The 26,143-nt window shown below is 71.1% G+C and carries 24 protein-coding genes; 12 read left to right on the forward strand and 12 right to left on the reverse strand.

The window, feature by feature from the left end; translation table 11 throughout:
- Positions 1 to 17 precede the first annotated feature (17 nt).
- From ACYVLJ_RS28380 to ACYVLJ_RS28390, 3 genes are read right to left on the reverse strand one after another with little or no spacing between them, the layout of a single operon-like run.
- On the reverse strand, positions 18 to 797 hold the full coding sequence (locus ACYVLJ_RS28380) for a purine-nucleoside phosphorylase (RefSeq protein ID WP_451977629.1): 780 nt from the start codon (positions 795 to 797) through the stop codon (positions 18 to 20).
- Positions 794 to 1,213, reverse strand: coding sequence for an ABA4-like family protein (locus ACYVLJ_RS28385; RefSeq protein WP_460440961.1), 420 nt, complete (start codon positions 1,211 to 1,213; stop codon positions 794 to 796). Before ACYVLJ_RS28385 ends, ACYVLJ_RS28380 begins: the two co-directional genes overlap by 4 nt.
- Positions 1,210 to 2,151, reverse strand: a complete 942-nt coding sequence (locus ACYVLJ_RS28390; RefSeq protein ID WP_460440962.1) for a hypothetical protein — start codon at positions 2,149 to 2,151, stop codon at positions 1,210 to 1,212. Before ACYVLJ_RS28390 ends, ACYVLJ_RS28385 begins: the two co-directional genes overlap by 4 nt.
- 113 nt (positions 2,152 to 2,264) lie before the next feature.
- On the opposite strand from ACYVLJ_RS28390, the gene ACYVLJ_RS28395 reads away from it, so the two are divergent.
- A complete protein-coding gene (locus tag ACYVLJ_RS28395; RefSeq protein ID WP_460441132.1) occupies positions 2,265 to 2,897 on the forward strand; it encodes a MerR family transcriptional regulator in 633 nt (210 codons plus the stop codon).
- On the opposite strand, the gene ACYVLJ_RS28400 is transcribed toward ACYVLJ_RS28395, so the two are convergent.
- A complete protein-coding gene (locus ACYVLJ_RS28400; RefSeq protein ID WP_451978158.1) occupies positions 2,894 to 4,615 on the reverse strand; it encodes a serine/threonine-protein kinase in 1,722 nt (573 codons plus the stop codon). The two genes, ACYVLJ_RS28395 and ACYVLJ_RS28400, sit on opposite strands and share 4 nt — an antisense overlap.
- Before the next feature lie 123 nt (positions 4,616 to 4,738).
- Between ACYVLJ_RS28400 and ACYVLJ_RS28405 the strand changes: the two genes are divergently transcribed.
- The 6 genes from ACYVLJ_RS28405 to ACYVLJ_RS28430 all read left to right on the forward strand — a co-directional run bounded on the left by ACYVLJ_RS28405 (position 4,739) and on the right by ACYVLJ_RS28430 (position 12,636).
- Complete coding sequence (locus ACYVLJ_RS28405) at positions 4,739 to 6,574, forward strand: methylmalonyl-CoA mutase family protein (RefSeq protein ID WP_460440963.1); 1,836 nt, start codon at positions 4,739 to 4,741, stop codon at positions 6,572 to 6,574.
- Complete coding sequence (scpA, locus tag ACYVLJ_RS28410; RefSeq protein WP_460440964.1) at positions 6,571 to 8,739, forward strand: methylmalonyl-CoA mutase; 2,169 nt, start codon at positions 6,571 to 6,573, stop codon at positions 8,737 to 8,739. Before ACYVLJ_RS28405 ends, scpA begins: the two co-directional genes overlap by 4 nt.
- A 3-nt stretch (positions 8,740 to 8,742) precedes the next feature.
- Entirely contained in the window at positions 8,743 to 9,738 is a 996-nt protein-coding gene (meaB, locus tag ACYVLJ_RS28415; RefSeq protein ID WP_451977614.1) for a methylmalonyl Co-A mutase-associated GTPase MeaB, read from the forward strand.
- Between the two features lie 50 nt (positions 9,739 to 9,788).
- Complete coding sequence (locus ACYVLJ_RS28420) at positions 9,789 to 10,091, forward strand: hypothetical protein (RefSeq protein WP_451977611.1); 303 nt, start codon at positions 9,789 to 9,791, stop codon at positions 10,089 to 10,091.
- 197 nt (positions 10,092 to 10,288) lie between these two features.
- Positions 10,289 to 11,590, forward strand: a complete 1,302-nt coding sequence (locus ACYVLJ_RS28425; RefSeq protein WP_460440965.1) for an amidohydrolase — start codon at positions 10,289 to 10,291, stop codon at positions 11,588 to 11,590.
- Positions 11,591 to 11,736: 146 nt separating this feature from the next.
- The gene (locus ACYVLJ_RS28430) at positions 11,737 to 12,636 is read left to right on the forward strand and encodes an endonuclease domain-containing protein (protein WP_460440966.1); all 900 of its coding nucleotides are present in this window, start codon (positions 11,737 to 11,739) and stop codon (positions 12,634 to 12,636) included.
- A 53-nt stretch (positions 12,637 to 12,689) separates the two neighbouring features.
- On the opposite strand, the gene ACYVLJ_RS28435 is transcribed toward ACYVLJ_RS28430, so the two are convergent.
- Entirely contained in the window at positions 12,690 to 13,142 is a 453-nt protein-coding gene (locus ACYVLJ_RS28435; protein WP_451977605.1) for a gamma-glutamylcyclotransferase, read from the reverse strand.
- 127 nt (positions 13,143 to 13,269) lie between these two features.
- Between ACYVLJ_RS28435 and ACYVLJ_RS28440 the strand changes: the two genes are divergently transcribed.
- The 4 genes from ACYVLJ_RS28440 (at position 13,270) to ACYVLJ_RS28455 (ending at position 16,924) form a co-directional block, all read left to right on the forward strand.
- Positions 13,270 to 14,670: an NAD(P)H-quinone dehydrogenase gene (locus tag ACYVLJ_RS28440; RefSeq protein WP_460440967.1), complete on the forward strand. Its 1,401-nt coding sequence runs from the start codon at positions 13,270 to 13,272 to the stop codon at positions 14,668 to 14,670.
- A gap of 72 nt (positions 14,671 to 14,742) precedes the next feature.
- Positions 14,743 to 15,189, forward strand: coding sequence for a hypothetical protein (locus tag ACYVLJ_RS28445; protein WP_451977599.1), 447 nt, complete (start codon positions 14,743 to 14,745; stop codon positions 15,187 to 15,189).
- 195 nt (positions 15,190 to 15,384) lie between these two features.
- Positions 15,385 to 16,032, forward strand: a complete 648-nt coding sequence (locus ACYVLJ_RS28450; protein WP_460440968.1) for a class F sortase — start codon at positions 15,385 to 15,387, stop codon at positions 16,030 to 16,032.
- Positions 16,033 to 16,120: 88 nt separating this feature from the next.
- Complete coding sequence (locus tag ACYVLJ_RS28455; protein WP_451977593.1) at positions 16,121 to 16,924, forward strand: VOC family protein; 804 nt, start codon at positions 16,121 to 16,123, stop codon at positions 16,922 to 16,924.
- 44 nt (positions 16,925 to 16,968) lie between these two features.
- On the opposite strand, the gene glpK is transcribed toward ACYVLJ_RS28455, so the two are convergent.
- Positions 16,969 to 18,483, reverse strand: coding sequence for an FGGY family carbohydrate kinase (gene glpK, locus ACYVLJ_RS28460; protein ID WP_460440969.1), 1,515 nt, complete (start codon positions 18,481 to 18,483; stop codon positions 16,969 to 16,971).
- A gap of 31 nt (positions 18,484 to 18,514) precedes the next feature.
- On the reverse strand, positions 18,515 to 19,264 hold the full coding sequence (locus tag ACYVLJ_RS28465) for an MIP/aquaporin family protein (protein ID WP_451977587.1): 750 nt from the start codon (positions 19,262 to 19,264) through the stop codon (positions 18,515 to 18,517).
- A 336-nt stretch (positions 19,265 to 19,600) separates the two neighbouring features.
- Here ACYVLJ_RS28465 and ACYVLJ_RS28470 point away from each other — a divergent pair, with 336 nt between their 5' ends.
- Positions 19,601 to 21,334 (forward strand): glycerol-3-phosphate dehydrogenase/oxidase, encoded by a 1,734-nt coding sequence (locus ACYVLJ_RS28470; RefSeq protein ID WP_451977584.1) that lies wholly within the window; start codon positions 19,601 to 19,603, stop codon positions 21,332 to 21,334.
- Between the two features lie 73 nt (positions 21,335 to 21,407).
- Here the strand turns inward: ACYVLJ_RS28470 and ACYVLJ_RS28475 are convergent, their stop codons facing one another.
- From ACYVLJ_RS28475 to ACYVLJ_RS28495, 5 genes are all read right to left on the reverse strand, one after another.
- Positions 21,408 to 21,938, reverse strand: coding sequence for a GNAT family N-acetyltransferase (locus ACYVLJ_RS28475; protein WP_451977582.1), 531 nt, complete (start codon positions 21,936 to 21,938; stop codon positions 21,408 to 21,410).
- A gap of 147 nt (positions 21,939 to 22,085) precedes the next feature.
- Positions 22,086 to 23,264 (reverse strand): sensor histidine kinase, encoded by a 1,179-nt coding sequence (locus ACYVLJ_RS28480; RefSeq protein WP_460441133.1) that lies wholly within the window; start codon positions 23,262 to 23,264, stop codon positions 22,086 to 22,088.
- Between the two features lie 22 nt (positions 23,265 to 23,286).
- Complete coding sequence (locus ACYVLJ_RS28485; RefSeq protein WP_451977580.1) at positions 23,287 to 23,676, reverse strand: DUF1707 SHOCT-like domain-containing protein; 390 nt, start codon at positions 23,674 to 23,676, stop codon at positions 23,287 to 23,289.
- A 7-nt stretch (positions 23,677 to 23,683) separates the two neighbouring features.
- Entirely contained in the window at positions 23,684 to 24,214 is a 531-nt protein-coding gene (locus tag ACYVLJ_RS28490) for a DUF1707 SHOCT-like domain-containing protein (RefSeq protein ID WP_460440970.1), read from the reverse strand.
- Between the two features lie 58 nt (positions 24,215 to 24,272).
- The gene (locus ACYVLJ_RS28495; protein WP_460440971.1) at positions 24,273 to 26,066 is read right to left on the reverse strand and encodes an acetyl/propionyl/methylcrotonyl-CoA carboxylase subunit alpha; all 1,794 of its coding nucleotides are present in this window, start codon (positions 26,064 to 26,066) and stop codon (positions 24,273 to 24,275) included.
- Between the last annotated feature and the right edge of the window lie 77 nt (positions 26,067 to 26,143).

Here is a 26,143-nt window from a genome sequence, read left to right on the forward strand (position 1 = left end):
AAGTGCCGCCATTCCGGTCAGGCGCGGGAGACCAGCTCCCGCAGCAGGGAGCCCATCTTCGTGGCCGCGGCGCGGCCGGCTTCCAGGACCTCTTCGTGGTTCAGCGGCTCGCCGGTCATGCCCGCGGCCAGGTTCGTGACCAGGGACAGGCCGAACACCTCGACGCCGGCCGCGCGGGCCGCGATCGCCTCCAGGACCGTCGACATGCCGACCAGGTCCGCGCCCAGCGTGCGCAGCATCCGGATCTCCGCCGGCGTCTCGAAGTGCGGCCCGGTCAGGCCCGCGTAGACGCCTTCCTCCAGCGACGGGTCGATCTCGCGGGCGATGCCGCGCAGCCGCGCCGAGTACAGGTCGGTCAGGTCGACGAAGTTCGCCCCGACGATCGGGGAGCGCGCCGTCAGGTTCAGGTGGTCGGAGATCAGCACCGGCTGCCCGACGCGGAACCCTTCGCGCAGCCCGCCCGCCGCGTTGGTCAGCAGCACCGTCCGGACGCCGGCCGCCGCGGCCGTGCGCACGTTGTGCACGACCGGGTCGATGCCCTTGCCCTCGTAGAAGTGCGTCCGCCCCAGCATGACCAGGACGTTCTTGCCGTCGATCTTCAGCGAGCGGATGGTGCCGCCGTGGCCCACCGCGCCGGGCGTGGTGAAGCCGGGCAGTTCGGCGAACGGGATCTCCGTCTCGCACTCCCCGATGACGTCCGCCGCCGGGCGCCAGCCCGATCCCAGGACCACCGCGATGTCGTGCGCGTCCACGCCGGTGCGCTTGGCGATGGCGGCCGCGGCCTCGTGTTCAGTCATGCCAGGGAGCGTATCCGGACGGCCCGGACCACGAGGAACACCACCAGCCCGAACGGCGAGAGGAAGATCGTCAGCAGCAGGATCGGGCTGACGACCCACGGCGAGATACCCCGCTCGCGCCCCTCGAAGTACATCCACCGCGCGACGAACAGGTCGAACGCGATGAGGTGCGCCCAGACGAGCCCGGCGCCCCACGGCGTGGCCAGCAGGGTCCGCAGGACCCCGAGGTCGGGCGAGAGCATCGCCCGGCCCCACTCGCCGAAGTGCGGCAGTTCGAGCGCGAAGTAGCAGACGAGCGGCAGGAGCGGCACCCACGGCGACCGCATGACGCGCGCGGTCCACCGCCACTCCGGCGCCAGGATCATCAGCGCCCAGAACGGCGCCGCCAGCGGGAACGCGAGGCCGAAGAGGGTCATCGGACGCGCACCGCGGCCCAGGACCCGAGCCCGACGCCCGCCACGAGCACGGCGAACGCGCCCAGCGTCAGCGCGTCCGGGTGCACGAGCGACTGCGCCCGCAGCGCCTGCCACGTCACCAGCCCGGTCAGGCCCGCGTACCCGGCCGCGCCGACGAGGACGAGCCGCGCGCGGACGACGTCGTCGCGCAGCCGGGCGAAGCGCGGGGCCAGGGCCGCCAGCGCGATGGCCAGCAACGGCAGCGCCTGCAGCGCGTGCATCCCGACGAAGTGCGGGATCCGCAGGTCGCCGGCGACCGTGCTCCAGCCGAGGATCGGCAGGCCGGGGCCGCCGTCGGGGAGCCCGACCGTGTGCGCGCCGACCATGTCCGGCCGCCCGCCCGCCTGCCACTGCGCGAGCTGCTGCGCGGTCGGGTTCGTCATCAGGATGCCGAGCGAGATCCCGACGAGCGACAGCACGGCGCCGGCGCGCACGGCCCAGAAGCTCGCCCGGTCTTCGAGCTTCGTGAACATCACCAGCACGGTCAGCGCCAGCGTCGCGACCCAGAGCCCGATGATCATCTTGGCCATCACGCCGTAGATCGCGGCGTCCAGCGGGGTCGCGACGTTGAAGTGGCTCGCCCGGCCGCGCACGGCCTGGACCACGAGCAGGAAGTACTCGGCGCCGAAGATCAGCACCAGGAAGTTCGTCAGCCGGCCCGCCGTGCGCCGGAACCGCGGCAGCAGCGAGACGAGCCAGCTCCAGGTGGCGAAGTAGAGCGCGCCGGACACCGCGAACTTGAACGGCTTGGCCCAGATCGGCGCGCCCTCGAGGGTTCGCTGGTCGAGGAGCAGCGCGGCGACGCACAGCACCGCGACCACCCCCAAGGTGGCGGCGGCGACCGCGGACGGCCGGTGCCACCCGTGGGTCCGGCTTCGGACGTCGGCGAGGATGGTCATGGTCCCTCCCAGAACGGATAGTCAAACTCTCCGTTATGGGAAGCTAAGCTATCCATACTGAGAAGTCTTCAGGGTTGACCCGGAGTCCCACCCTGGGATCGGAGCGGATGCGCATGCGGATGGCCGAACTGAGCGCCGAGTCGGGCGTGCCGGTCGCGACCGTCAAGTACTACCTGCGCGAAGGCCTGCTCCCGGCGGGCGAGCGCACCAGCCCCAACCAGGCCCGCTACTCCGCGGCGCACGTCCAGCGGCTGCGGCTGGTCAAGGCCCTGACCGAAGTCGGCGGACTGCCGCTGGCGTCGGTCGGCGCGGTCCTCGCGGCGATCGACGGCGACCAGACCCCGCACGAGACGATGGGCGTCGTCCAGCAGGAGCTGGCCGGGACCCCGCCGAAGGTGTCGGAAGAGGCCGCCGCGTGGGCGACCGCGCTGCTCCGGGACTTCGCCGAGCGCCACGGCTGGAAGTGGCACGAGCCCGAGAACCGGACGGTCGGCAACCTGGTCGCCGCCTTGGCCACGGCGAAGGAGCTCGGGCACGAGAAGCTCGCCGACCGCCTCGACGAGTACTTCGGGCTGGCGGTGCGCGTCGCGGAACTCGACGTCGAGGTCGTGACCGGGTTGACGTCGTTCGACAAGATCATCGAGGCGGGCCTGGTCGCCACCGTGCTGGGCGACCGGATCTTCACCGGCCTGCGGCACCTCGCCCAGGAACGCGTCTCCCGCGAGATCCTGGACCGGGCACCCTAGTCCGAGACCTTCAGCGTCGGCGCGACGCGGTCGAAGACGTCTTCCCTGGCCGCGGTCTCCTGCACGGCCGGCGCGGTGACCGAGAGGACCCACAGGCTGGTGCCCGCCTCGATCAGGTTCGCGAACGTCACGCGGGCGCCGCCGGTCTGCTCGCCCTGGGGCAGGGCGGCGCCCTCGGTGACGCGGTAGGTCAGCGACGTGCCCTTGCCGTCCGGCATCTTCTGCGTCGGGAAGAACACGAGCCCGTTGTCGGCGTTGGACTGCTTCAGCCAGGCGATGTACTCGTCGTCGTTGTCGAACTGGGCGAAGTACTTCGTCAGCCGCTCGAGCCGCAGCGACCGGCGCCCGTCCGGCGAGACGTACTGGATGGCCAGGCTCAGCCCGAACTTGGTGTTGTGCGGGGCGACGAACCGCTGCCAGCCCTCCGGCACGTCGAGGGTGAACTGCCCGCCGTCGCCGTTGGTGTAGCTGCCGTTGCCGGTCTGGGACACCAGGTTCGGCGCCGGCACCTCGGTCGGCTCGTTCGGCGTGCCCGCCGGTGCGGCGGCCGGGGGGAACAGCGACTGCCCGCCGACCGTCCTGGCCAGCGCGAACCCGCCGCCCGCGGCCACCAGGAACAGCAGCACGGCGACGGCGATGAGCACGACGGTCGCCGCGGTGGTGCGCCGTCCGGGCCGCGGCTGCGGGACGAACACCGTCGCGGGCTCCGGGGTGGACGCGGGTGCCGGGGCGGGCGGCCGCAGGAACGGCAGCGGGCCGGGGTCGGCGGCGAGCTCGCTGCTCGACCCCTCGGCCTTCTTCTCCGGCTTCTCCGGCAGGACGGTCTTGATCACCTGGGTGTCGGACGCGTCCGGCTGCGCGGACGTCTTCTTGCCGTCCGGCGTGTGGAACAGCTCGGGCCCGAACAGGTCGAGCGGCGTCTTCGTCTGCAGCGGGTAGAGCCGGTGGCGGACGTCGCGCAGGGTGATCCGGTCGCCGGGCTCCTTCTTCATCAGCGCGCCGATGACGTCGGCCAGCGGGCCGGCCTTGGGGGCGGGCACCTTGCCGTTGACGACCTTGCCGACGGTCTCCAGCGGGTCGCCGTCGGCGTCGTACGGCGGCGCGCCCTCGACCGCGGCGAACAGCGTCGCGCCCAGGCCCCAGAGGTCCGCGGCCGGCGTGACGGCGCCGCCCGAGGCGACCTCCGGCGCGATGTAGGCGGGGGAGCCGAGCATGATCCCGGTGCGGGTCATGGTCGCCTCGGAGACGTTGCGCGCGATGCCGAAGTCGGTCAGCTTGATCCGGCCGTCGCTGGCGACCAGGACGTTGCCGGGCTTGACGTCGCGGTGGGTGATCCCGGCGGCGTGCGCGGCCTCCAGCGCGGACGCCACGGCGATGCCGACCGCGGCCGCCTGCCCGACGGTCAGCGGCCCGTGGTCGCGCAGGATGTGCGCGAGGCTGCGCGAAGGCAGCAGTTCCATGACCACGAACGGCTGGTCGTCCTCGCGGGCGACGTCGTGCAGGATGATCACGTTCGGGTGAGAGAGGACGGCGATCGCGCGGGCTTCGCGCAGGGTGCGTTCCCGCAGCTCGTCCGCCTGCGACGCCGGGATGCCCGGCGGCACCTTCATCTCCTTGACGGCCACCTGGCGGTGCAGGAACTCGTCGTAGGCCGACCACACCGTGCCCATCGAGCCGGAGCCGAGCACCGAACGCAGCCGGTAACGACCGGCGACCACTCGTGTCTCTTCGCTGGAGGGGGGCACCCCCTGATTGTGTCGTACGCGACCGACCCTTATCTGCTTAGGGGCGCGACTAGAGTCACAGGTCGGACGCGGCCCGTGCCTCTACCATCACTGGGTATGACTGAAGTGGCCGGTCCGGAGTCAGCGCCGATCTCCGAACTCGACCTGGCGGCCGAGTTCCCCCAGGCGACGCGCGAGCAGTGGCAGGAGCTCGTCGCCGGTGTCCTGCGCAAGAGCGGCAAGCTGCCGGAGGACTTCGCGGGTGCCCCGGAGAGCAAGCTCGTCACGCGGACCTACGACGGGATCGAGATCCAGCCGCTGTACACGGCGGAAGACGTGCCGGGCGAAACCGGATTCCCGGGGTTGCCGCCGTTCGTGCGCGGGTCCCGCCCGGACGGCCAGGTCAGCACCGGCTGGGACGTCCGCGCCCGCTTCACCGGCGAGGACGCGCGCGCGGTCAACAAGGCGATCCTCGCCGACCTCGAAGGCGGCGTGACGTCGATCTGGCTGTCCGTCCCGCCCGCTTCGCTGGCCGACGCGCTCAACGAGGTCTACCTCGACCTGGCGCCGGTCGTCCTGGACGCGGGCGCCTCGTACGAAGAAGCCGCCGCCGCGTTGTTCGAGTTGTTCGACGAGCGCGAGATCCCGGCGAGCGAAGCCACGGCCGTGCTCGGCGCCGACCCGATCGGGCTCGCGGCGCGCACCGGCTCGGCCGCCGACCTCGGACCGGCCGCCGCGCTCGCCGCGCGTGTCGCCGCGAAGTACCCGAAGGTGCGCACGATCGTCGCCGACGGCTTGCCGTTCCACGAGGCCGGCGGGTCGGACGCGCAGGAGCTGGGCGCGCTGGTCGCCGCCGGCGTCGCCTACCTGCGTTCGCTGACGGACGCGGGTCTCGACGTCGAGGCCGCGGCCGGGCAGCTCGAGTTCCGGATCGCCGCGACGGCCGACCAGTTCTCCACCATCGCGAAGCTGCGCGCGGCCCGCCGCCTGTGGGCGCGCGTCGCCGAGGTGTGCGGCTTCTCTTCGCCGATGCGCCAGCACGCCGTGACGTCGCCGGCGATGCTGACGCGCCGCGACCCGTGGGTGAACATGCTGCGCACGACGGTCGCCTGCTTCGGCGCGGGCGTCGGCGGCGCGGACGCCGTCACGGTGCTGCCGTTCGACGCCGCGATCGGCAAGCCCGACGCCTTCGCCGCGCGGATCGCCCGCAACACCCACGCCGTGCTGCTGGAGGAGTCCAAGCTGGCCGGCGTGGTCGACCCGGCGGGCGGCTCCTGGTACGTCGAGAAGCTGACCGACGACCTCGCGCACGCGGCCTGGGCGGAGTTCACCGCCATCGAATCCGCGGGTGGCCTGGTCGAGGAGCTTTCTTCCGGCGCGCTGGCCGGGCGGCTCGCTTCGACGTGGGAGAAGCGCTCGAAGCGGATCGCCACCCGGCGCGACCCGCTCACCGGCGTCAGCGAGTTCCCGAACCTGGCCGAGAAGCCGGTGACCCGGGAGCCACTCGAGTCCACTGTGGAAGGCGGGCTGCCGCGGCATCGCTACGCCGAAGGCTTCGAGGCGCTTCGCGACGCTTCGGACGCGTACCTCGCTTCGCACGGTGAGCGGCCCAAGATCTTCCTCGCGACGCTAGGCCCGGTCGCCGCGCACACGGCGCGGGCCGGGTTCGCGGCCAACCTGTTCCAGGCGGGCGGGATCGAAGCCGTCAACCCGGGCGCGACCGACGACCTGCCGGGCGCGTTCCGCGAGTCCGGCGCGAAGATCGCCTGTCTCTGCGGCACGGACGACGCGTACGCCGCTTCGGCGGCCGAAGTCGCCGCGTCCCTCGGCGCCGAGTTTTTGCTGGTGGCGGGCAAGGGTACCTATGACGGAGTGGACGCCAACGTCTTCGCCGGCTGCGATGCCCTCGACGTCCTGAACGGCCTGCACGTCAAGCTGGGAGTCACCCGATGAGCATCCCGAACTTCGCCGGCCTCGACCTCGGCACGCCGTCGCCGGGTGACCGCGACGCCTGGGCTCGCGCGGTCCAGGAAGCCACCGGCAAGGGCCCGGACGCCCTGGACTGGGAGACGCCCGAGGGCATCGGCGTCAAGCCGGTCTACACGGCGGACGACCTGTCCGATGTGGACTTCCTGGGCACGTACCCGGGCATCGCGCCGTTCCTGCGCGGCCCGTACCCGACGATGTACGTCAACCAGCCGTGGACCATCCGCCAGTACGCCGGGTTCTCGACGGCCGAGGAGTCCAACGCCTTCTACCGCCGCAACCTCGCCGCCGGGCAGAAAGGGCTTTCGGTCGCCTTCGACCTGGCCACCCACCGCGGCTACGACTCCGACCACCCGCGCGTCTCCGGCGACGTCGGCATGGCGGGCGTCGCGATCGACTCGATCTACGACATGCGGCAGCTCTTCGACGGGATTCCGCTGGACAAGATGTCGGTGTCGATGACGATGAACGGCGCGGTGCTGCCGGTGCTCGCGCTGTACGTCGTCGCGGCCGAGGAGCAGGGCGTCAAACCGGAGCAGCTCGCGGGGACCATCCAGAACGACATCCTCAAGGAGTTCATGGTCCGCAACACCTACATCTACCCGCCGCAGCCGTCGATGCGGATCATCTCCGACATCTTCTCCTTCACTTCGCAGCACATGCCGAAGTACAACTCGATCTCCATCTCCGGCTACCACATGCAGGAAGCCGGGGCGACCGCCGACCTCGAGCTGGCCTACACGCTCGCCGACGGCGTCGAGTACCTCCGCTCGGGCGTCGACGCCGGGCTGAGCGTCGACAAGTTCGCCCCGCGGCTGTCGTTCTTCTGGGCGATCGGCATGAACTTCTTCATGGAGGTCGCGAAGCTGCGCGCGGCGCGGCTCCTGTGGGCGAAGCTGGTGAAGGGCTTCTCGCCGGAAAACTCCAAGTCCCTTTCACTGCGGACGCATTCGCAGACGTCGGGCTGGTCGCTGACCGCGCAGGACGTCTACAACAACGTCGTGCGGACGTGCGTCGAGGCGATGGCCGCGACCCAGGGGCACACGCAGTCGCTGCACACGAACGCGCTCGACGAGGCGTTGGCGCTGCCGACCGACTTCTCCGCGCGGATCGCGCGCAACACGCAGCTGCTGCTGCAGCAGGAGTCCGGCACCACGCGCGTGATCGACCCGTGGGGCGGCAGCGCCTTCGTCGAGAAGCTGACCTACGACCTCGCGCGCAAGGCGTGGGGCCACATCAGCGAGGTCGAGCAGGCCGGCGGCATGGCCAAGGCGATCGACGCGGGCATCCCCAAGCTGCGCATCGAAGAGGCCGCCGCACGCACGCAGGCCCGCATCGACTCCGGCCGCCAGCCCGTCATCGGCGTCAACAAGTACCAGGTCACCGACGACGAAGAGATCGACGTCCTCAAGGTCGACAACGCGGGCGTCCGGACGCAGCAGCTGGAGAAGCTGCGGCGGCTGCGCGACGAGCGCGACTCCCAGGCGACCGAGGACGCGCTGCGGCGGCTGACCGAGGGCGCCGGGAACGGCGGCAACCTCCTGGAGCTGGCCATCGGCGCGGCCCGGGCGAAGGCCACCGTCGGCGAGATCTCCGACGCGCTCGAGAAGCTCTGGGGCCGGCACTCCGGGCAGATCCGGACGATTTCGGGCGTCTACCGCGAAGAGGTGGGTAAGTCGCAGAACGTCGAGAAGGCGCGTCAGCTCGTCGAAGAGTTCGCCGCGGAGGAGGGCCGCCGGCCCCGCATCCTGGTCGCGAAGATGGGCCAGGACGGGCACGACCGCGGCCAGAAGGTGATCGCGACGGGCTTCGCCGACATCGGCTTCGACGTCGACGTCGGCCCGCTGTTCTCCACCCCGGCCGAGGTCGCGCGGCAGGCGATCGAGGCGGACGTGCACGTCGTCGGCGTCTCGTCGCTGGCCGCCGGGCACCTTTCGCTGGTGCCGGCGCTGCGCCACGAGCTCGCCGAGCTGGGCCGCGAGGACATCATGGTCGTGGTCGGCGGCGTCATCCCGCCGCAGGACTACCCGGCGCTGCGCGAGGCCGGCGCCGCCGCGATCTTCGGGCCCGGCACGGTGCTCGCGGACGCGGCCATCGACCTGCTCGGCCAGCTGACGGCGCAGGAGTCCTGACCCTTGCCGCGCAAGATCGACGTCACCGCCTACGCGAAGGGCGTGCTGGCGGGCGACCGCGGAACGCTGTCGAAGGCGATCACGCTGGTCGAGTCGCAGCGGGAAGACCACCGCGCGCTGGCCCAGGAGCTGCTGGTCGAGCTGCTGCCGTCGGCCGGCGGCGCGCGGCGCATCGGGATCACCGGCGTGCCCGGTGTCGGCAAGTCGACATTCATCGACCAGCTGGGCACCGACCTGACCGCGGCCGGCCACCGCGTGGCCGTGCTGGCCGTCGACCCGTCGTCGACGCGCACCGGCGGGTCGATCCTCGGCGACAAGACCCGCATGGCGCGCCTGGCGGTCGACGAACGGGCGTTCATCCGGCCGTCGCCGACGTCCGGGACGCTGGGCGGCGTCGCGCGGGCGACGCGCGAAACGATCGTCCTGATGGAAGCCGCCGGCTACGACACCGTGCTGGTGGAGACGGTCGGCGTCGGGCAGTCCGAGGTGACCGTGGCGAACATGGTCGACTGCTTCCTGTTCCTGACGCTGGCCCGCACCGGTGACCAGCTGCAGGGCATCAAGAAGGGCGTGCTGGAGCTCGCCGACGTCATCGCGGTCAACAAGGCCGACGGCGACCACGAGCGGGACGCCCGCAAGGCCGCCAGGGAGCTCTCGGGCGCGCTGCGGATGATCTACGGGCCCGAGGCGTCGTGGACCCCGCCCGTGCTGACCTGCAGCGGCCTCCACAACCTGCGGCTCGACGAAGTCTGGGGCGCGATCGAGACGCACCGCGACACGCTCTCGGCGTCCGGCGAACTCGACGCCCGCCGCCGGCAGCAGCAGGTCGACTGGACGTGGGCGATGGTCCGCGAGCAGCTGCTGAGTCGCCTGGCGGCACATCCGGACGTGCGAACGGTCGTTCCCGACGTCGAACGGGCGGTGCGAGACGGTGAGCTGACGGCTACCCTCGGTGCTCAGCGGATCCTCGACGCGTTCAGTCCACCTCGTGGTGGCTGACAGCCGGGGCGGTCCGCGGGGAGAATGCCTGGTCGTGGCGAAGGGATGACATGGCGAAACTGCGGGGTCTGGTCCTGGTCGGGCTGCTGGGCGCGGTGCTGTTCACCGCGTCGCCGGCGCTGGCCGAGCCGGTGCGCCCGGCGGCCGTCACGGTGGCCGTGACGCACGCCGGAGCGGCGTTCGCGCCTGCTCAGACCCAGCCGCCGGGCCCGGTCCTCGACCCGGCCCAGACCGACAAGGCGAACACCCAGAAGACGAAGAACAAGCTGATCGCGGGCTTGATCGCGGTCGTCCTGCTCGGCGTCGTCATCTGGGGCCGGCGGATCCGTTCGAAGCGGGCCAAGGGGTCCTGACGCCTTCGGCTTTGCCGAAATCCTGCACGCCGTTCAACGCAGATCCAGTACCGGCCATCTCGGACGGCCACGTTGGAGGCGCGCCTTGCCTCCTGCATGGTGCACGATCGTCTGCAAATGCGTACGACAGATCGATCGGCACGATGCGTGACCCCAGCCGCTGCGCGGGTTACCCGTGTTGCGGGAGGAGGTGCGGCGTGACGGTGTTGGACTCACGGCCGGACGTTCCAGGCGACCCCCATGGGCGCATGATGACCCCTATGGAGGGGCCTGAGGCGCTCATTTCCGAAGCCGGCGTAAGCATGGCTCCCGTGGAGGACCTTGGTGCGGGCCGCGGCCCGTTCTGGCTCGACGACTGGCTGCGCGCCAACGCGACCGACGTGCTCGCCTGGCGCCGGCACATCCACGCGCACCCGGAGCTGTCGCGGCACGAGTTCGCGACCACGGAACTGGTCGTCACGCTGCTGCGCACCGTCGGGCTCAAGCCGTGGGTGCTGCCCGGCGGCACCGGCGTCGTCTGCGACATCGGCAGCGGCGAGCGGTGCGTGGCGCTGCGCGCGGACATGGACGCGCTGCCGCTCACCGAGGCGACCGGGCTGCCCTACGCGTCGACCGTCGAGGGCGCGGCGCACATGTGCGGCCACGACGCCCACACGGCGATCCTGCTGGGCGCGGCCCGTGCCCTGGCCGGCGCGCCGGAGCTGCCCGGCCGCGTCCGGCTGATCTTCCAGCCCGCCGAGGAGGTCATGCCCGGCGGCGCGCTGGACATGATCGCCGCGGGCGCGCTGGAGGGCGTCGAGCGGATTTACGGCCTGCACTGCGACCCGCGGCTCGAGGTCGGCAAGGTCGGCATGCGCGTCGGCGCCCTGACGTCGGCGGCGGACCTGATCGAGCTGCGCCTGACGTCCCCGGGCGGCCACACGTCCCGGCCGCACCTGACCGCCGACCTGGTCCACGCGCTGGGCACGGTGATCACGGGCCTGCCGGCGCTGCTGTCGCGCCGCGTCGACCCGCGGTCGGGAACGGTCCTGGTCTGGGGCGCGGTCCACGCGGGCCAGGCGGCCAACGCGGTCCCGCAGGACGGCGTCCTGCGCGGCACGCTGCGCACGGCGGACCACGAGGTCTGGACGGCGCTGGAGCCCCTGGTCGCCTCTTCGGTGGAGTCCCTGCTGGCCCCGACCGGCGTCGGCTTCTCCCTGGACTACCGCCGCGGCGTCCCCCCGGTGGTCTCGGACGCCGAGTCGACGACCTTGATGCGCGCGGGCACCGAAGCCGCCCTGGGCGAGGCCGCCGTGGCTTCGACCGAGCAGTCCTCGGGCGGCGAAGACTTCGGCTGGTACCTGGAGCACGTCCAGGGCGCCTTCGCCCGGCTGGGCGTCTGGCCAGGCGCCCCGGAACCCCAGTCCGACATCCACCGCCCGACGTTCATCCTGGACGAACGAGCGCTGCTCTGCGGAGTCCGAACCCTGGTCCACACAGCCCTAGCCACCCTCGCCTAGTGATGCCCCTCCAATCACGCGTGATGCCTCCCCAGACACGCGTGATGCCTCTTTCCGCACAGGGTTATCCACAGGCATAGCGAGTTGTCCACAGGTCACGGAATCGGCCCTTCCCTTCGACGCGGGAAGGGCCGATTCTCGAGTTCATGATCGATTGGGGAGGACGACATGGGGCGGTTTCACGGGCCGAGGCTGATCGGGTTCTGGGGCGGCGGGCGGTGCTCGAAGGGCTGGCGACGGGGGTGCTCGCGCAGCCCTGGCGCGGCGTGCTCATCCACGCGGCCGATTCGCTGAACCTGCGGACGCTGGCTCAGGCCGCGTTGATCCACGTCGGGCAGCCCGCTGCCCTGTCCGGAGCGACTTCCCTTGCGCTGCATGGGTTTTCGACTGACGGGAACATAGTGATCCATCTGTCCGTACCGCCGGCGAAACGGGCACGTTCGAAGCCTGGACTGGTCGTGCACCGGGCCGAATTCGAGCCTTCGGACGTGATCGAACTCGACGGTCTTCCGGCGTTCTCGCTCGACCTGGCCCTCGCCGACCACCTCTGCGACGGCGACCCGCACACCGCCTTCGCGACGCTCGACCAGGCCATGGCCGGGCTCTCGCCGGACCACTGCCGGACCCTCCGGGACAACGTCCGCGACCGCCTCGTCGACCGCCGGGACCGGCGAGGTATCCACAGGGGGCAGATGTTGCTGGCGCTGGCGACGGGCAGGGCCGAATCACCCCCGGAGAGCATCCTCCGGCTGATCGTGGTCGAGGCAGGGTTCCCGGTTCCGGAAGCGCAGTTCGAGATCACCGCGATCGACGGCCGTCGGCTCTACGTCCTCGACATCGCCTGGCCCGAGCTCCGGATCGCCCTCGAGTACGACGGCTTCGCGGCGCACGAGGAACGGCACGAGCGCGACGCCGAACGGGACGAGCGGATGGCCGGCCGGGGATGGCTCACCATCCGCGCGACGGCGGTCGATCTGCGGGAGCCGGGCCGTGTCCTCGCCGAGTTACGAGACGCGTTCAAGCTCCGATCGGGGCATCACGCGTGATCGGAGGGGCATCACGCGTGATCAGGCGGGCATCACGCGTGATTGGAGGGGCATCAGCCGGTGATGCCGGAGCAGGGGCGGGTGCGGAGGTCGTCGACGTAGTCGGCGGGCGCACCGGCGGCCTCCGCGGCATCGGCCAACACGCCCAGGTAACGCGCGGAAGGCAGGCCGCCCTCGTAGGCGTCCAGGACGTAGAGCCACGCCAGCGCCGAGCCGTCCATCGTCTGGACGCGCAAGCGGATCTTCGAGTGGATCCCCAGCTCGCCGCCTTCCCAGCGGTCCAGCCCGGCCTCGTCCAGCGACGTCACGTCGTAGAGAACGACGAAGACCCGGGAGGCCGGGTCCTCGACGATCGTGGCCAGGGCACCTTCCCAGCCGAGGTCCTCGCCGCCGAAGGTCAGGCGCCACCCCTCCAGCCAGCCGGTGCCGGCCATCGGCGAGTGCGGCGCGCGCTCCAGCATCTGGGCGGGCTCCATGTTCGATCCGTACGCGGCATACAACGGCACGCCGACAGCGTAGCGACACCTTCCTCGCCCGAGCGGACGCACTCGCCGTGTTCGCCCACTTCAGTGTCCGGTCACCTTCGCCGCGTACGGTGTGAGCACCGCAAGCTCAGCCCAGAGGAGGACCCAGGTGACCAGGATCGTGATCATGGGCGGGGGCCCGGCCGGCTACGAAGCCGCGCTGGTCGCAGCCCAGCACGGCGCCGACGTCACGATCGTCGAGAAGGACGGCCTGGGCGGCGCCTGCGTGCTCTACGACTGCGTTCCGTCGAAGACGTTCATCGCGAGCTCTGGCGCCCTGGCGAAGATGCACGACCTCGGCGAGCTCGGCATCAACACCGACCTGGCGGACACCAGCATCGACCTCCCGACCGTCCACGGCCGGGTGAAGGGGCTCGCGCTCGCCCAGTCCGCCGACATCCGCGCCCGCGTCCAGCGCGAGGGCGTCCGCGTCCTCATCGGCGAGGCGCGCTTCTGCGACGAGGAGCCCGGCCTCGCGACGCACAAGGTCGCCGTGACGACGTCCGAGGGCACCGAGAAGCTGCCCGCCGACGTCGTCCTGATCGCCACCGGCGCGACCCCGCGCGTGCTGCCCGGCGCGGTGCCGGACGGCGAGCGCATCCTCGACTGGCGCCAGCTCTACGAGCTCGACGAGCTGCCCGAGCACCTCGCCGTGATCGGCTCGGGCGTCACCGGCGCCGAGTTCGCGTCCGCCTACACCGAGATGGGCGTCAAGGTCACCGTCGTCTCCAGCCGTGACCGTGTCCTCCCGCACGAGGACGCGGACGCTGCCGCGGTGCTCGAAGAGGTCTTCTCGCAGCGCGGCACGACCGTCGCGAAGCAGGCGCGCGCCGACCGCGTCGAGCGCACCGAAAAGGGCGTCGAGATCTTCCTCGCCGACGGCCGCGTGATCGAAGCCAGCCACGCGCTGATGACCGTCGGGTCGGTGCCCAACACCAAGGACATCGGCCTCGACAAGGTCGGCATCTCGCCCGGCCCCGGCGGGTTCATCACCGTCGACCGCGTTTCGCGCACCTCCGTTCCCGGGATCTACGCCGCCGGCGACTGCACCGGCGTGCTCATGCTGGCCTCGGTGGCGAGCATGCAGGGCCGCATCGCGATGTGGCACGCGCTGGGCGAAGGCGTCGCGCCGATCAAGCTCAAGACCGTCGCCGCCAACGTGTTCACCCACCCGGAGATCGCCACCGTCGGTATCAGCCAGCAGGCGATCGACTCCGGCGAGGTGCCCGCGCGCACCATCATGCTGCCCCTGGCCACCAACGCGCGCGCGAAGATGGAGGGCCTCCGCCGAGGCTTCGTGAAGCTGTTCTGCCGCCCCGCCACCGGCGTGGTCGTCGGTGGAGTCGTCGTGGCGCCGCAGGCGAGCGAGCTCATCCTTCCCATCGCGCTCGCCGTCCAGAACCAGCTCACAGTGGACCACCTGGCACTGACATTTTCGGTGTACCCGTCGCTGTCGGGCTCGATCACCGAGGCCGGGCGCCAGCTCATGCGTCACGACGATCTCGACTGACGAAGCACGCAACCCTGCGCGTCTCGTCGCGTCTTGTCGGTTGTAAGGCTGAAGAACGTGAAGGGTGCGAAGGTGCGCAAAACGGTGGTTTTCGTTGCGGCAGCGGTAATCGGGGCGACGGCGCTGGCGGCGCCCGCGACAGCGCAGCAGAGCACCAGTCCCAGCGCGCCCGCCGGCAGCGTCCAGCTCAACGTCAACACCGCGATCAACAAGACGCTCGTGGACAAGTACGTCCGCGACGCGCCGAACGTCGCGCTGGCGAAGTGCGAAGGCGCTTCGCCGGCGTTCTCCTCGCCGGCGCTGACCTTCTCCAACTACACCCCGGGCCCGTTCATGGGCGTCGACGCGAACATCAGCGCGGACGCCGCGCTCAAGCCGGGCACCGGGGCGGGGACGTACCCGCTGACCGTGACGTGCGGCGGAAACACCTACCGCACCCAGTTCACGGTTCCCGCGCCGCAGGTTTCGAGGGTGCCGTCCGGTGCCGCGAAAGCGGGCGACGGGAGCATGGCCGGCTGATCGAAACAGCACCGAAAAACCGCCTCGGAGCACACTCCGGGGCGGTTTTTCACGAGCACCCGGCGCAGGTTGCGAAGGTGCCCGAGGGCGCGCCGCAGCGGTCTCCTGCCGGCGCGACGGATCCGGCGGCGCCCCTGAACCGGCGCGGCGAGCGGGGGTAACGTCAGGCCACCCTGAGAAGCACGAGGGGAGAGCATGACCACGAGGATCACGAACCGGCGGGGCCTGCTGATCGCCGTCGTCGTGGCGCTGCTGGTGGCGCTGGCGGTCCTGGCCCTGACGCTCGGCGGCGGGCCCGGAGCGCCGACCGCGCAGCCGCCGCCCGCCCGGCCCGCCGCGGTGAACCCGGCACCCGCGGCCGGCGGCCGGGACGCCGTCGCGGCGCTGCCGAAGTCCGATCCGGTCTCGATCGACATCCCGAAGATCCGCGCGCACTCGTCGCTGGTCCCGCTGGGGGTCAACGCGGACAACACGATCCAGGTGCCCCCGGTGACCACACCGCTGCAGGCCGGCTGGTACACCTACGCGCCGACGCCCGGCGAGGTCGGCCCCGCCATCGTGCTGGGGCACGTCGACGGCAACCACCAGAAAGGCATCTTCTACCGGCTCAAGGAACTGGCCGCCGGCGACCGAGTCTCGATCGCGCGCAAGGACGGGAGCACGGCGCTGTTCGAGGTGACAAAAGTGCACCAGGTGCCGAAACAGGACTTCGAGAACGAAGGCGTCTACGACGACACAGCGGGCCCTGAACTGCGGCTGATCACCTGCGGCGGCGTCTTCGACCGGAGCGCGCACAACTACGTCGACAACATCGTCGTCTACGCCAAGCTCGTCGCCTCCTGAGGTCCTTCGGCCCTGGTTTTGTCGGTGGTGGGTGCCAGACTGTGTCGGCCGTCACCCGAGGCGGCACGGACGAGGGTTGGGAGACGAGATGTTGTTCCGGGACGAGCGCTGGCCTGACGGCACGCCCAGCTGGGTGGACCTGATGGTGCCGGACCAGGCGAAAGCGGTGGCGTTCTACAGCGGTCTGTTCGGCTGGGACGTGCAGACGGGCGGTGAGGAAACCGGCTTCTACGGCATGGCGGAGCTGAGCGGCCGTCCCGTCGCCGGGATCGGCCAAACCCCACCGGGACAGGAAATGCCCGCGGTGTGGACGACTTACCTGTCGGTGTCCGACGTGGACAAGACGGCCACGGCGATCACCGAGGCCGGCGGCCAGATCGTCATGCCGGTGATGGAAGTGATGAAGGAAGGCCGGATGGCCGTCGCGGCCGACCCGGCGGGCGCGGTCTTCGGCCTGTGGGAACCCGGCCACCACCTGGGCACCCAGGTCACGGCGGCACCCGGCACGCTGGCGTGGAACGAGTGCATGAGCCGCGACTACCCGGCGGCGAAGGCGTTCTACGAGCAGGTCTTCGGGTACGGCTTCCAGGACCTGTCCAACGACGACTTCACGTACGCGGTGCTGCTGGTCGACGGCCGCCCGGTCGGCGGTCTCGGCGCGCTGCCCGCCTCGGTGCCGGCGGAGGTCCCGTCGAACTGGTCGACGTACTTCTCGGTGGCGGACGCGGACGCCAGCGCGGCGAAGGTGGTCGAACTCGGCGGCCAGGCGCTGGACCAGCCGTTCGACTCGCCGTACGGCCGCCAGGTGCGGGTCGTCGACGACCAGGGCGTGCCGTTCCTGGTCATCGCGCCGAACGAGCGGTCCGGGAAGCCGGAGGGCTGGGACGACTGAACGTGCGGGCCGGAGGCGCCTGCGACGCCCCCGGCCCGAGCCGGTCAGTCCTCTTCGGAGACCCAGTCGAAGGTCTTCGTGACGGCCTTCTTCCAGTTGCGGAACTCGCGCTCGCGGCGGGAGTCGTCCATGGCCGGCTCCCACTGCTTGTCCTGAGCCCAGTTGGTGCGGATGTCGTCTTCGGACTTCCAGAACCCGACCGCCAGCCCGGCGGCGTAGGCGGCGCCCAGCGCGGTGGTCTCGTTGACCACCGGGCGGATCACCGGCACGCCCAGGATGTCGGCCTGGAACTGCATGAGCAGCTCGTTGACGACCATTCCGCCGTCCACCTTGAGGGAGGTCAGCGCAACACCGGAGTCCGCGTTCATGGCTTCGAGCACCTCGCGCGTCTGGAAGGCCGTGGCCTCCAGGACGGCGCGGGCGAGGTGACCCTTGTTCACGAACCGGGTGAGCCCGACGATCGCGCCGCGAGCGTCGGATCGCCAGTAAGGAGCGAACAGACCCGAGAACGCCGGGACGAAGTACGCGCCGCCGTTGTCCTCGACGCTGCGCGCGTGCTCCTCGATCTCGGCCGCGGTCGTGATCATGCCGAGGTTGTCGCGCAGCCACTGCACCAGCGAGCCGGTCACCGCGATGGAGCCTTCCAGCGCGTAGACCGTGTCGTTCGAGCCGATCTTGTAGCAGACCGTGGTGAGCAGCCCGTTCTCCGACATCACCTTTTCGGTGCCGGTGTTGAGCAGCATGAAGTTGCCGGTGCCGTAGGTGTTCTTGGCTTCGCCGGGCGAGAGGCAGGCCTGGCCGAACGTCGCGGCCTGCTGGTCGCCCAGGATGCCCGCGATCGGCACGCCGGCGAGCGCGCCCTTCTCGCGGACCTTGCCGTACTCCTCGGACGAGGAGCGGATCTCCGGCAGCATCGAAAGGGGGATGCCCATCTCACCGGCGATCTCGGCGTCCCACTGCAGGGTGTCGAGGTCCATCAGCATGGTGCGGGAGGCGTTGGTCGGGTCGGTGACGTGCACCCCGCCGTTGGCGCCGCCGGTCATGTTCCACAGCACCCAGGTGTCCATGTTGCCGAAGAGCAGGTCACCGGCTTCGGCCTTCTCGCGCGCGCCTTCGACGTTGTCGAGGATCCACTTGATCTTCGGGCCGGAGAAGTACGTCGCGAGCGGGAGGCCGACCTTCGCGCGGTAGCGCTCCTGGCCGCCGCCGAGGTTGCCGAGCTCGGTGACGATCTTGTCGGTGCGGGTGTCCTGCCAGACGATCGCGTTGTACACCGGCTTGCCGGTCGTCTTGTCCCAGACCAGCGACGTTTCGCGCTGGTTGGTGATGCCGACGGCGGCGATGTCGCTGGCGTGGATGTCGGCCTTGGCCAGCGCGCCCGCGGCGACCTGGCGCGTGTTCTCCCAGATCTCTTCGGCGTTGTGCTCGACCCAGCCGGCGCGCGGGAAGATCTGCTCGTGCTCGCGCTGGTCGACGGCGACCACGCGGCCTTCGTGGTTGAAGATCATGCACCGGGTCGACGTGGTGCCCTGGTCGATCGCGGCTACGTACGAAGTCATGTGTGCTCCAGGAATCCGTTGGGTGAGGCGATCAGGTCAGGTTGTGCACGCCGAGGTAGAGCAGCGCGGCGAGCGCGCCACCGGCCAGCGGGCCGACGACCGGGATCCACGAGTAGCCCCAGTTGGCGTTCGCCTTGTTCCTGATCGGCAGCAGGAACGCGTACGCGATGCGCGGGCCGAGGTCGCGGGCCGGGTTGATGGCGTAGCCCGTCGGCCCGCCGAGCGAGGTACCGATCACGAGGACGACGAACGAAACGCCCGCGTAGCCGAGCGCGGAGTTGCCGAAGTTCGGGGTGCCGCCGTCGCCCGTGGCGAACACCGGGCTGAGCAGGATCCAGGCGACCAGGACGAACGTGCCGATGACCTCGGTGACGAGGTTCCACACGGTGTTCGGGATCTGCGGTGCGGTGGAGAAGATCCCGAGCGTGTTCTCGGGTTCGGGGTGGTCGTCGAACTGCAGCTTGTAGGCCGCCCAGCAGAGCACGGCGCCGATGATCGCGCCGGCGAACTGGCCGATGAGGTAGAAGGGCACGTCGGCCCACTTGGTCTTGTTCGCGATGGCCAGGCCCAGGGTGACCGCGGGGTTCAGGTGCGCGCCGCTGGGCGCGGCGATGCTGGCGCCGGTGAACACACCGAACGCCCAGCCGAAGTTGATGAACAGGAACCCTGCGTTGTGACCGTTGTTCTTGCGAAGCACGTGGTTGGCGACGACACCGTTGCCGAGCAGGATCAGCGCGGCCGTTCCCAGTAGTTCCCAGACGATTATTGCCCCAGCACTCACCGCTGCACCTCCACACTGGACACTCTGCGCAGGGTCGATCACGGCGTGCCACGGCACCGTTGCCGACCCACGTCCGCGCGACGTTACCGGGGCGTAGAAGCGGATTCCAAGCACCGGGTAGCCGAATCTTTTTACCCGTCCGATCGAAAGCCGGCGGATACGCGCCGCGGCCGACACGCACGAGGTGCCGGTTTCCGCCGTGGTTGCAGCGGATCGGTGAACCGGAGGCACGGCAAGATCGCGGAGGGTTACGCCACACGTGTCGTCCGTGGACGGGCGGATGATCACCAGGTCGTGCGATGCTGGAAGCCTCGCCAGCACGAGGAGGAATGTCACGTGGCGCAGCACGCAGCGGAGACGAACCCGGCTCGACTCGGCCCGGTCCGGCGGGAAGAGACCTGGCAACGGCTCGGCAAGGAGACCTTCGACCTCGTCGTCATCGGTGGCGGTGTGGTCGGCGCGGGCACGGCGCTGGACGCCGCGACGCGCGGGCTGCGGGTCGCGCTCGTCGAGGCCCGTGACCTCGCATCGGGGACGTCGAGCCGGTCGAGCAAGCTCTTCCACGGCGGCCTGCGCTACCTGGAGCAGCTCGAGTTCGGGCTGGTCCGGGAGGCGCTGCGCGAGCGGGAGCTGATGCTCACGACGATCGCGCCGCACCTGGTGAAGCCGGTCAGCTTCCTGTACCCGCTGACGCACCGCGTGTGGGAACGGCCGTACACCGCCGCCGGCCTGCTGATGTACGACACGATGGGCGGCGCCCGCAGCGTCCCCGGCCAGAAGCACCTGACGCGCGCGGGCGCGCTGCGGATGGTGCCGGCGCTCAAGCGGTCCGCGCTGATCGGCGGGATCCGCTACTACGACGCGCAGTCCGACGACGCCCGCCACACGATGACCGTGGCGCGCACGGCGGCGCACTACGGCGCGGTCGTGCGGACGTCGACGCAGGTCGTCGGGTTCCTGCGCGAAGCCGACCGGGTGTCGGGCGTGCGCGTGCGCGACGTCGAGGACGGCCGCGAGACGGAGATTTCGGCCGCCGCGGTGATCAACTGCACCGGCGTCTGGACCGACGAGCTGCAACGGCTCTCGGGCGGCCGCGGGCGGTTCCGCGTGCGCGCCAGCAAGGGCGTGCACATCGTCGTGCCGCGTGACCGGATCGTGTCGGAGTCGGGGATGATCCTGCGCACCGAGAAGTCGGTGCTGTTCGTGATCCCGTGGCGCAACCACTGGATCGTCGGGACGACGGACACGGACTGGAACCTGGACCTGGCGCACCCGGCGGCGACGAAGCACGACATCGACTACCTGCTCGAGCACGTCAACAGCGTCCTGGCGACGCCGCTGACGCACGACGACATCGAAGGCGTGTACGCGGGCCTTCGCCCGTTGCTGGCGGGGGAGAGCGAAGAGACGTCGAAGCTCTCGCGCGAGCACGCGGTGGCGCGGGTGGCGCCGGGCCTGGTCGCGATCGCCGGTGGCAAGTACACGACGTACCGGGTGATGGCGGCGGACGCCGTCGACGCGGCGGCGGTCGACCTGCCGGGCCGCTCGCAGCCGTCGATCACGGACAAGGTCCCGCTGCTGGGCGCGGACGGCTACCACGCGCTGGTCAACCAGGCCGACCACCTCGCCGCCGAGCACGGCCTGCACCCCTACCGGGTGAGGCACCTGCTGGACCGCTACGGCTCCCTGGTCAACGAGGTCCTGGCCTCGGCGGAGGGCCGCCCGGAGCTGCTGAAGCCGATCGAACACGCCCCGGACTACCTGGGCGTCGAGGTGGTGTACGCGGCTTCGCACGAGGGCGCGCTGCACCTGGAGGACGTCCTGGCCCGCCGCACGCGCATCTCGATCGAGTACGCGCACCGCGGCGTGGACTGCGCCGAGCAGGTGGCCGGCCTGGTGGGCGAGGTCCTCGGCTGGTCACCCGAAACGGTGAAACGCGAGATCGAGGTCTACAACGCCCGTGTGGAGGCGGAGCGCGAGTCCCAGTCCCAGCCGAGCGACGAGGCGGCGGACGCCCTGCGCTCGGCGGCCCCGGAGGCCCGGGCGGGCATCGTGGAGCCGGTGAGCTGAACCGTCCACAGCCTGGCCGAGTTGCCGCCGAAGGCGAGCGGCCGGGACCAACGGCGTCGCGCGAGGCTCGCCGTCAGGATGTGCGGTGCCAGCGGATCAGGCGTTCGCCCGTCGGGGCCCGGTCGGCTTCCGGGCCGACCAGGGTGAACCCGCACCGCTCCGCCACGATCGCCGACGCCGTGTTGCTCTCCTCGTAGCGATACGTGACTTCCGACAGCTCCAGACCACCGAAGCCGAAGCGCAACGCCGCGTTCAGCGCCGTCGTCGCGATGCCCTTGCCGCGCTCTGCCGGGTGGACCCAGACCGTCGCCTCCGCGTACGCCGCGGGGAGGTTCAGCTCGCGGAGGCCCACTTCGCCCAGCAATCTGCCCGATGTCGGCTCGGCGATCGCCCATGAACAGCGCTCGTCGCCTGCCCATTGGGCTGCTCGCAGGGCTACGTACTCCGTTGCCTCGTCGAGGGTTCGCAAGCGGTAGTTCAGCACGTACTTGCGGTGCGTCGGGTCCGCGAACGCCTCCATCAGCACCTGCCGGTCGTCGAGGTGCCGGTCGGCGCGCAGTTGGCGCAGGTAGTACGTGCCCGCGTTGATCTCCACCGGTTCCACTCCACCCAGCCTAGCCAGGCCGCGAGACCGCCGGGTGATCACGTGGGGTCAGAGCAGCCTCGCTGGGGAACAGCCGGGCCGCCTCGCCGACGACGTGGTCCGGCTCGCCCGCGCACGATCGGGTGGTCGTCGGCCAGAGGACGCGGATCACGCCTGGATCGCCGGGACCTGGGCGTTCACGGCCGTGCCGCCGCCGGGCGTGCTCTCGATCGACAGCGTGCCCGCGACCCGCCGGACCCGCTGGCGCATCCCGTCGAGGCCGAAGCCGGTGCCCTCGCCGCGGTCGCCGGGCCGGAAGCCGACGCCGTCGTCGACGACGTCGAGCAGCACGACGTCGTCCGAATAGGACAGTGTCAGCCCGACTCGCGACGCCTTCGCGTGCTTCTCCGCGTTGGCCAGGGCTTCCTGCGCGACGCGGTAGAGCGCGACCTCCAGGTCCGGCAGCAGCGGCCGGGGATCGCCGGTCGTCTCCGCGCGGACGTCGATCCCCGAGGTGGCCGCGACGCGCCGGGCCAGCTCGGAAAGCGCTTCCGGCAGGTGGGCCGCGTCGAGGGGCTCCGGCCGCAACGCCTGCACCGCGCGACGCGCTTCGCCGAGGCTGTCGCGCGCGAGCGTGCGCACCAGCTCCAGCCGCCGGGCGCGCTCGGGGCCGTCCGCGCTGTCGGCGGCCTGCAGCTGCGTGACGATCCCGGTCAGGCCCTGGGCCAGCGTGTCGTGGATTTCGCGGGCCATCCGCTGCCGCTCGTCGTGCACGCCCGCGTCGCGTGCGCGGGCGACGAGCTGCGCGTGCAGGGCCGCGTTCTCGTCCAACGCGGCTTCGAGCCGCACGTTCAGCTTCCGCCGCGTCTCGCTTTCGGCGCCGACGAACCAGGCGGCGTACAGCAACGGCCCGGCCAGCGACAGGACGAGCACCCAAGTCGGGCTCGGCGACCCGGAGTTGGCGGCCAGCAGCGGCAGCATCGCCGTCGCGGCGACCGCGAAGAAGCCCCAACGCGCCGGGAAGAGCACGAAGGCGAGCGGGTAGCCGAAGGACGCGAAGCCCATGAACGTGTCGTTGCGCGCGGCCAGCACGGTCGCGAGCGCGAGCACGCCGGCGTAGTAGGCGGCGGCCGGCCACGGGTGCGTCGCGCGGTGCGGGAACAGCGGGATCAGCAGCGGCACCCACAGCGCCGCGGCCACCACGAAGACCAGCGTGGTGCCCCCGTGCGCGTCGCGGCCGCCCCAGATCACGCACGCGGCGAGCGCGGCCAGGCCGACGCCGGTGAAGACCGGCCCCGCCAGTCGTTCGCCTCGGGCGTTCAGCGCACCGCCCGGAACCACGCCCATCACGCCGTTGATTCTCACAGGCTCAGCGCCGCCGGCGGACTCCCGCGAGCGCCGCGACCACCAGCGGCAGCGCGACCGAGATGATCAGCAGCCGGCCGCGGGACAGGATGAGCACCACGATCGCGAGGACGATCGCGATCGGGACCGCGCTGCGGGTCAGGAACGTCGACAGGGCGCTTTCGCCGGGCATGACCGGCACCTGGGGCGCGGTGGCCCCGTTGAGCAGCGCGCTGGGGCGCGGGGACGGCAGGTCGTCGAACAGCGGGACGAGTTCGCTGACCCGCTTCGCCGCGGTCACCTTCGCCGAGCGCGTGCCGTACTCGTCGATGTCGAGCCGGCCGCTGCGGACGTGTTCTTCGAGGACGTCCAGGGCGTCCTGGCGTTCGGCGTCGCTCAGCCGCATGTCGCCCACGGCCGGATCAGTGGTCCAGTCCGCGCCGGTGGTCGCGGTAGGAGTCGCGCAGCTCGCGCCGGCGGTCCCGGTCGCGCAGGTGCCGCTCCCGGCGGTCGCGGTGGTCGTGGTCGTGCCCCCACATCGCCCGGCCGAAAATGCCGAGCCCGATCGGCACGAGGATGAACGCGCCGTGCACGACGCCGGTGGCGATCAGGGCGATCGTCACGAGGAAGGCGAACGGCACGAAAGCGGTGATGAACCGCTGCGCCGGGGACCACCCCACCGGACGCGCGGGCTGCTGCGGCGCGGGCGCGGCAGCGGGTTCCGGAGCCGCGACGGTCTTCGGCGCGTCGTCGTACTGGGGGTGCGGCGCGGGCAGGTCCGCGAAGATGTCGACGAGCTCGCCGCGCGTCTTCGCGGCGGTGATCCGCGCCGAGCGCTCGCCGTACTCGTCGATGTCGATCCGCCCCGCGCTCATGTGCTCACCGAGCGCGGTCAGCGCGGATTCGCGGTTCTGGTCGCTGATCCGCAGCTGCGGAGACGGGACTTCGGTCACGTAGTCGATGGTAGGCCGCCTCGGGGGCGGCCCACCACGACATCTGTAACGAACTGCCCTACTTGATCTCGAGAAGCTGCGTGCCCTGCGTCACGGCGGCGCCGACCTCGACCGAAAGGCCGGTGATCGTGCCCGCTTTGTGTGCGGTGACCGGGTTTTCCATCTTCATCGCCTCGAGGACGACGATCAGCTCACCGGCTTCGACCGTCTGGCCCTCTTCGACGGCGACCTTCACGATGGTGCCCTGCATCGGCGCGGTGACGGCGTCGCCGCTCACCGCGGCCTTGCCGCCGCCGGCGCGCTTGCGCGGCTTCGCCTTGACGGCGGTGCCGCCCCCGCCGCCGCCTTCGAGCGCGAACCCGCCCGGCAGCGACACCTCGAGGCGGCGCCCGCCGACCTCGACGACGACGTTCTGGCGAGGCGCTTCTTCGGCGGTCTCGGCTTCCGGCGCCACGAACGGCTCGATCCGGTTGTCGAACTCCGTCTCGATCCAGCGCGTGTGCACGCTGAAGCCGTTCTCGTCGCCGATGAACGCGGGGTCGTCGACGATCACGCGGTCGAACGGCAGCACCGTCGCCATGCCCTCGACGACCATCTCGGCCAGCGCGCGACGGCTGCGCTCCAGGGCGTTGTTCCGGTCCGAGCCGGTGACGATCAGCTTCGCCAGCATCGAGTCGAACTGGCCGCCGATCACGCTGCCGGACTCGACGCCGGAGTCGACGCGCACGCCCGGCCCGCTCGGCGCGACGAACTTCGTCACGGTGCCCGGGGCGGGCAGGAAGCCGCGGCCGGCGTCCTCGCCGTTGATGCGGAACTCGATCGAGTGGCCGCGCGGCTCGGGGTCTTCGGTGATCCGCAGCTTCTCGCCGCGCGCGATGCGGAACATCTCGCGCACCAGGTCGAGGCCGGTGGTTTCCTCCGACACCGGGTGCTCGACCTGCAGCCGCGTGTTGACCTCGAGGAACGAGATCGTGCCGTCGGTCGCGACGAGGTACTCGACCGTGCCGGCGCCGTAGTAGCCGGCTTCCTTGCAGATCGCCTTCGCCGACTCGTGGATGCGCTTGCGCTGGTCGTCGCTCAGGAACGGCGCCGGCGCCTCCTCGACGAGCTTCTGGTGCCGCCGCTGCAGCGAGCAGTCGCGGGTGCCGACGACGATCGCGGTGCCGTGCATGTCGGCCAGGACCTGGGCCTCGACGTGGCGTGGCTTGTCCAGGTACCGCTCGACGAAGCACTCGCCGCGGCCGAACGCCGCGACCGCCTCGCGGGTGGCCGACTCGAACAGCTCGGGGATCTCTTCGCGGGTGCGCGCGACCTTGAGGCCGCGGCCACCGCCGCCGAACGCGGCCTTGATGGCCACCGGCAGGCCGTGCTCGTCGGCGAACGCGACGATCTCTTCGGCGTCCTTGACCGGCTCCTTGGTGCCCGGCACCAGCGGCGCGCCCGCGCGCATCGCGATGTGGCGCGCGGTGACCTTGTCGCCGAGGTCGCGGATCGCCTGCGGGCTCGGCCCGATCCAGGTCAGCCCGGCGTCCAGGACGGCCTGGGCGAAGTCCGCGTTCTCCGAGAGGAAGCCGTAGCCCGGGTGCACCGAGTCGGCGCCCGCGCGCTTCGCGGCGTCGAGCAGCTTGTCGAAGTTGAGGTAGCTCTCGGCGGCCGTGGTGCCGCCGAGCGCGAAGGCTTCGTCGGCCAGGCGGACGTGCGGTGCGTCGCGATCGGGATCCGCGTACACCGCGACACTGGTCAGACCGGCGTCCTTCGCGGCTCTGATCACCCGTACCGCGATCTCGCCCCGGTTGGCGACCAGGATCTTGGTCACCGGACCACCGGTGGATTCGCCGACCTGCTCGGCCACCCCGCACCTCCTGCGTCCCGACAGCTGCATTGCTGACCGCTTTCGCGGTACGGGGAAGTCTACGGATATGACGTCGC

The organism is Amycolatopsis stemonae, assembly GCF_054781455.1.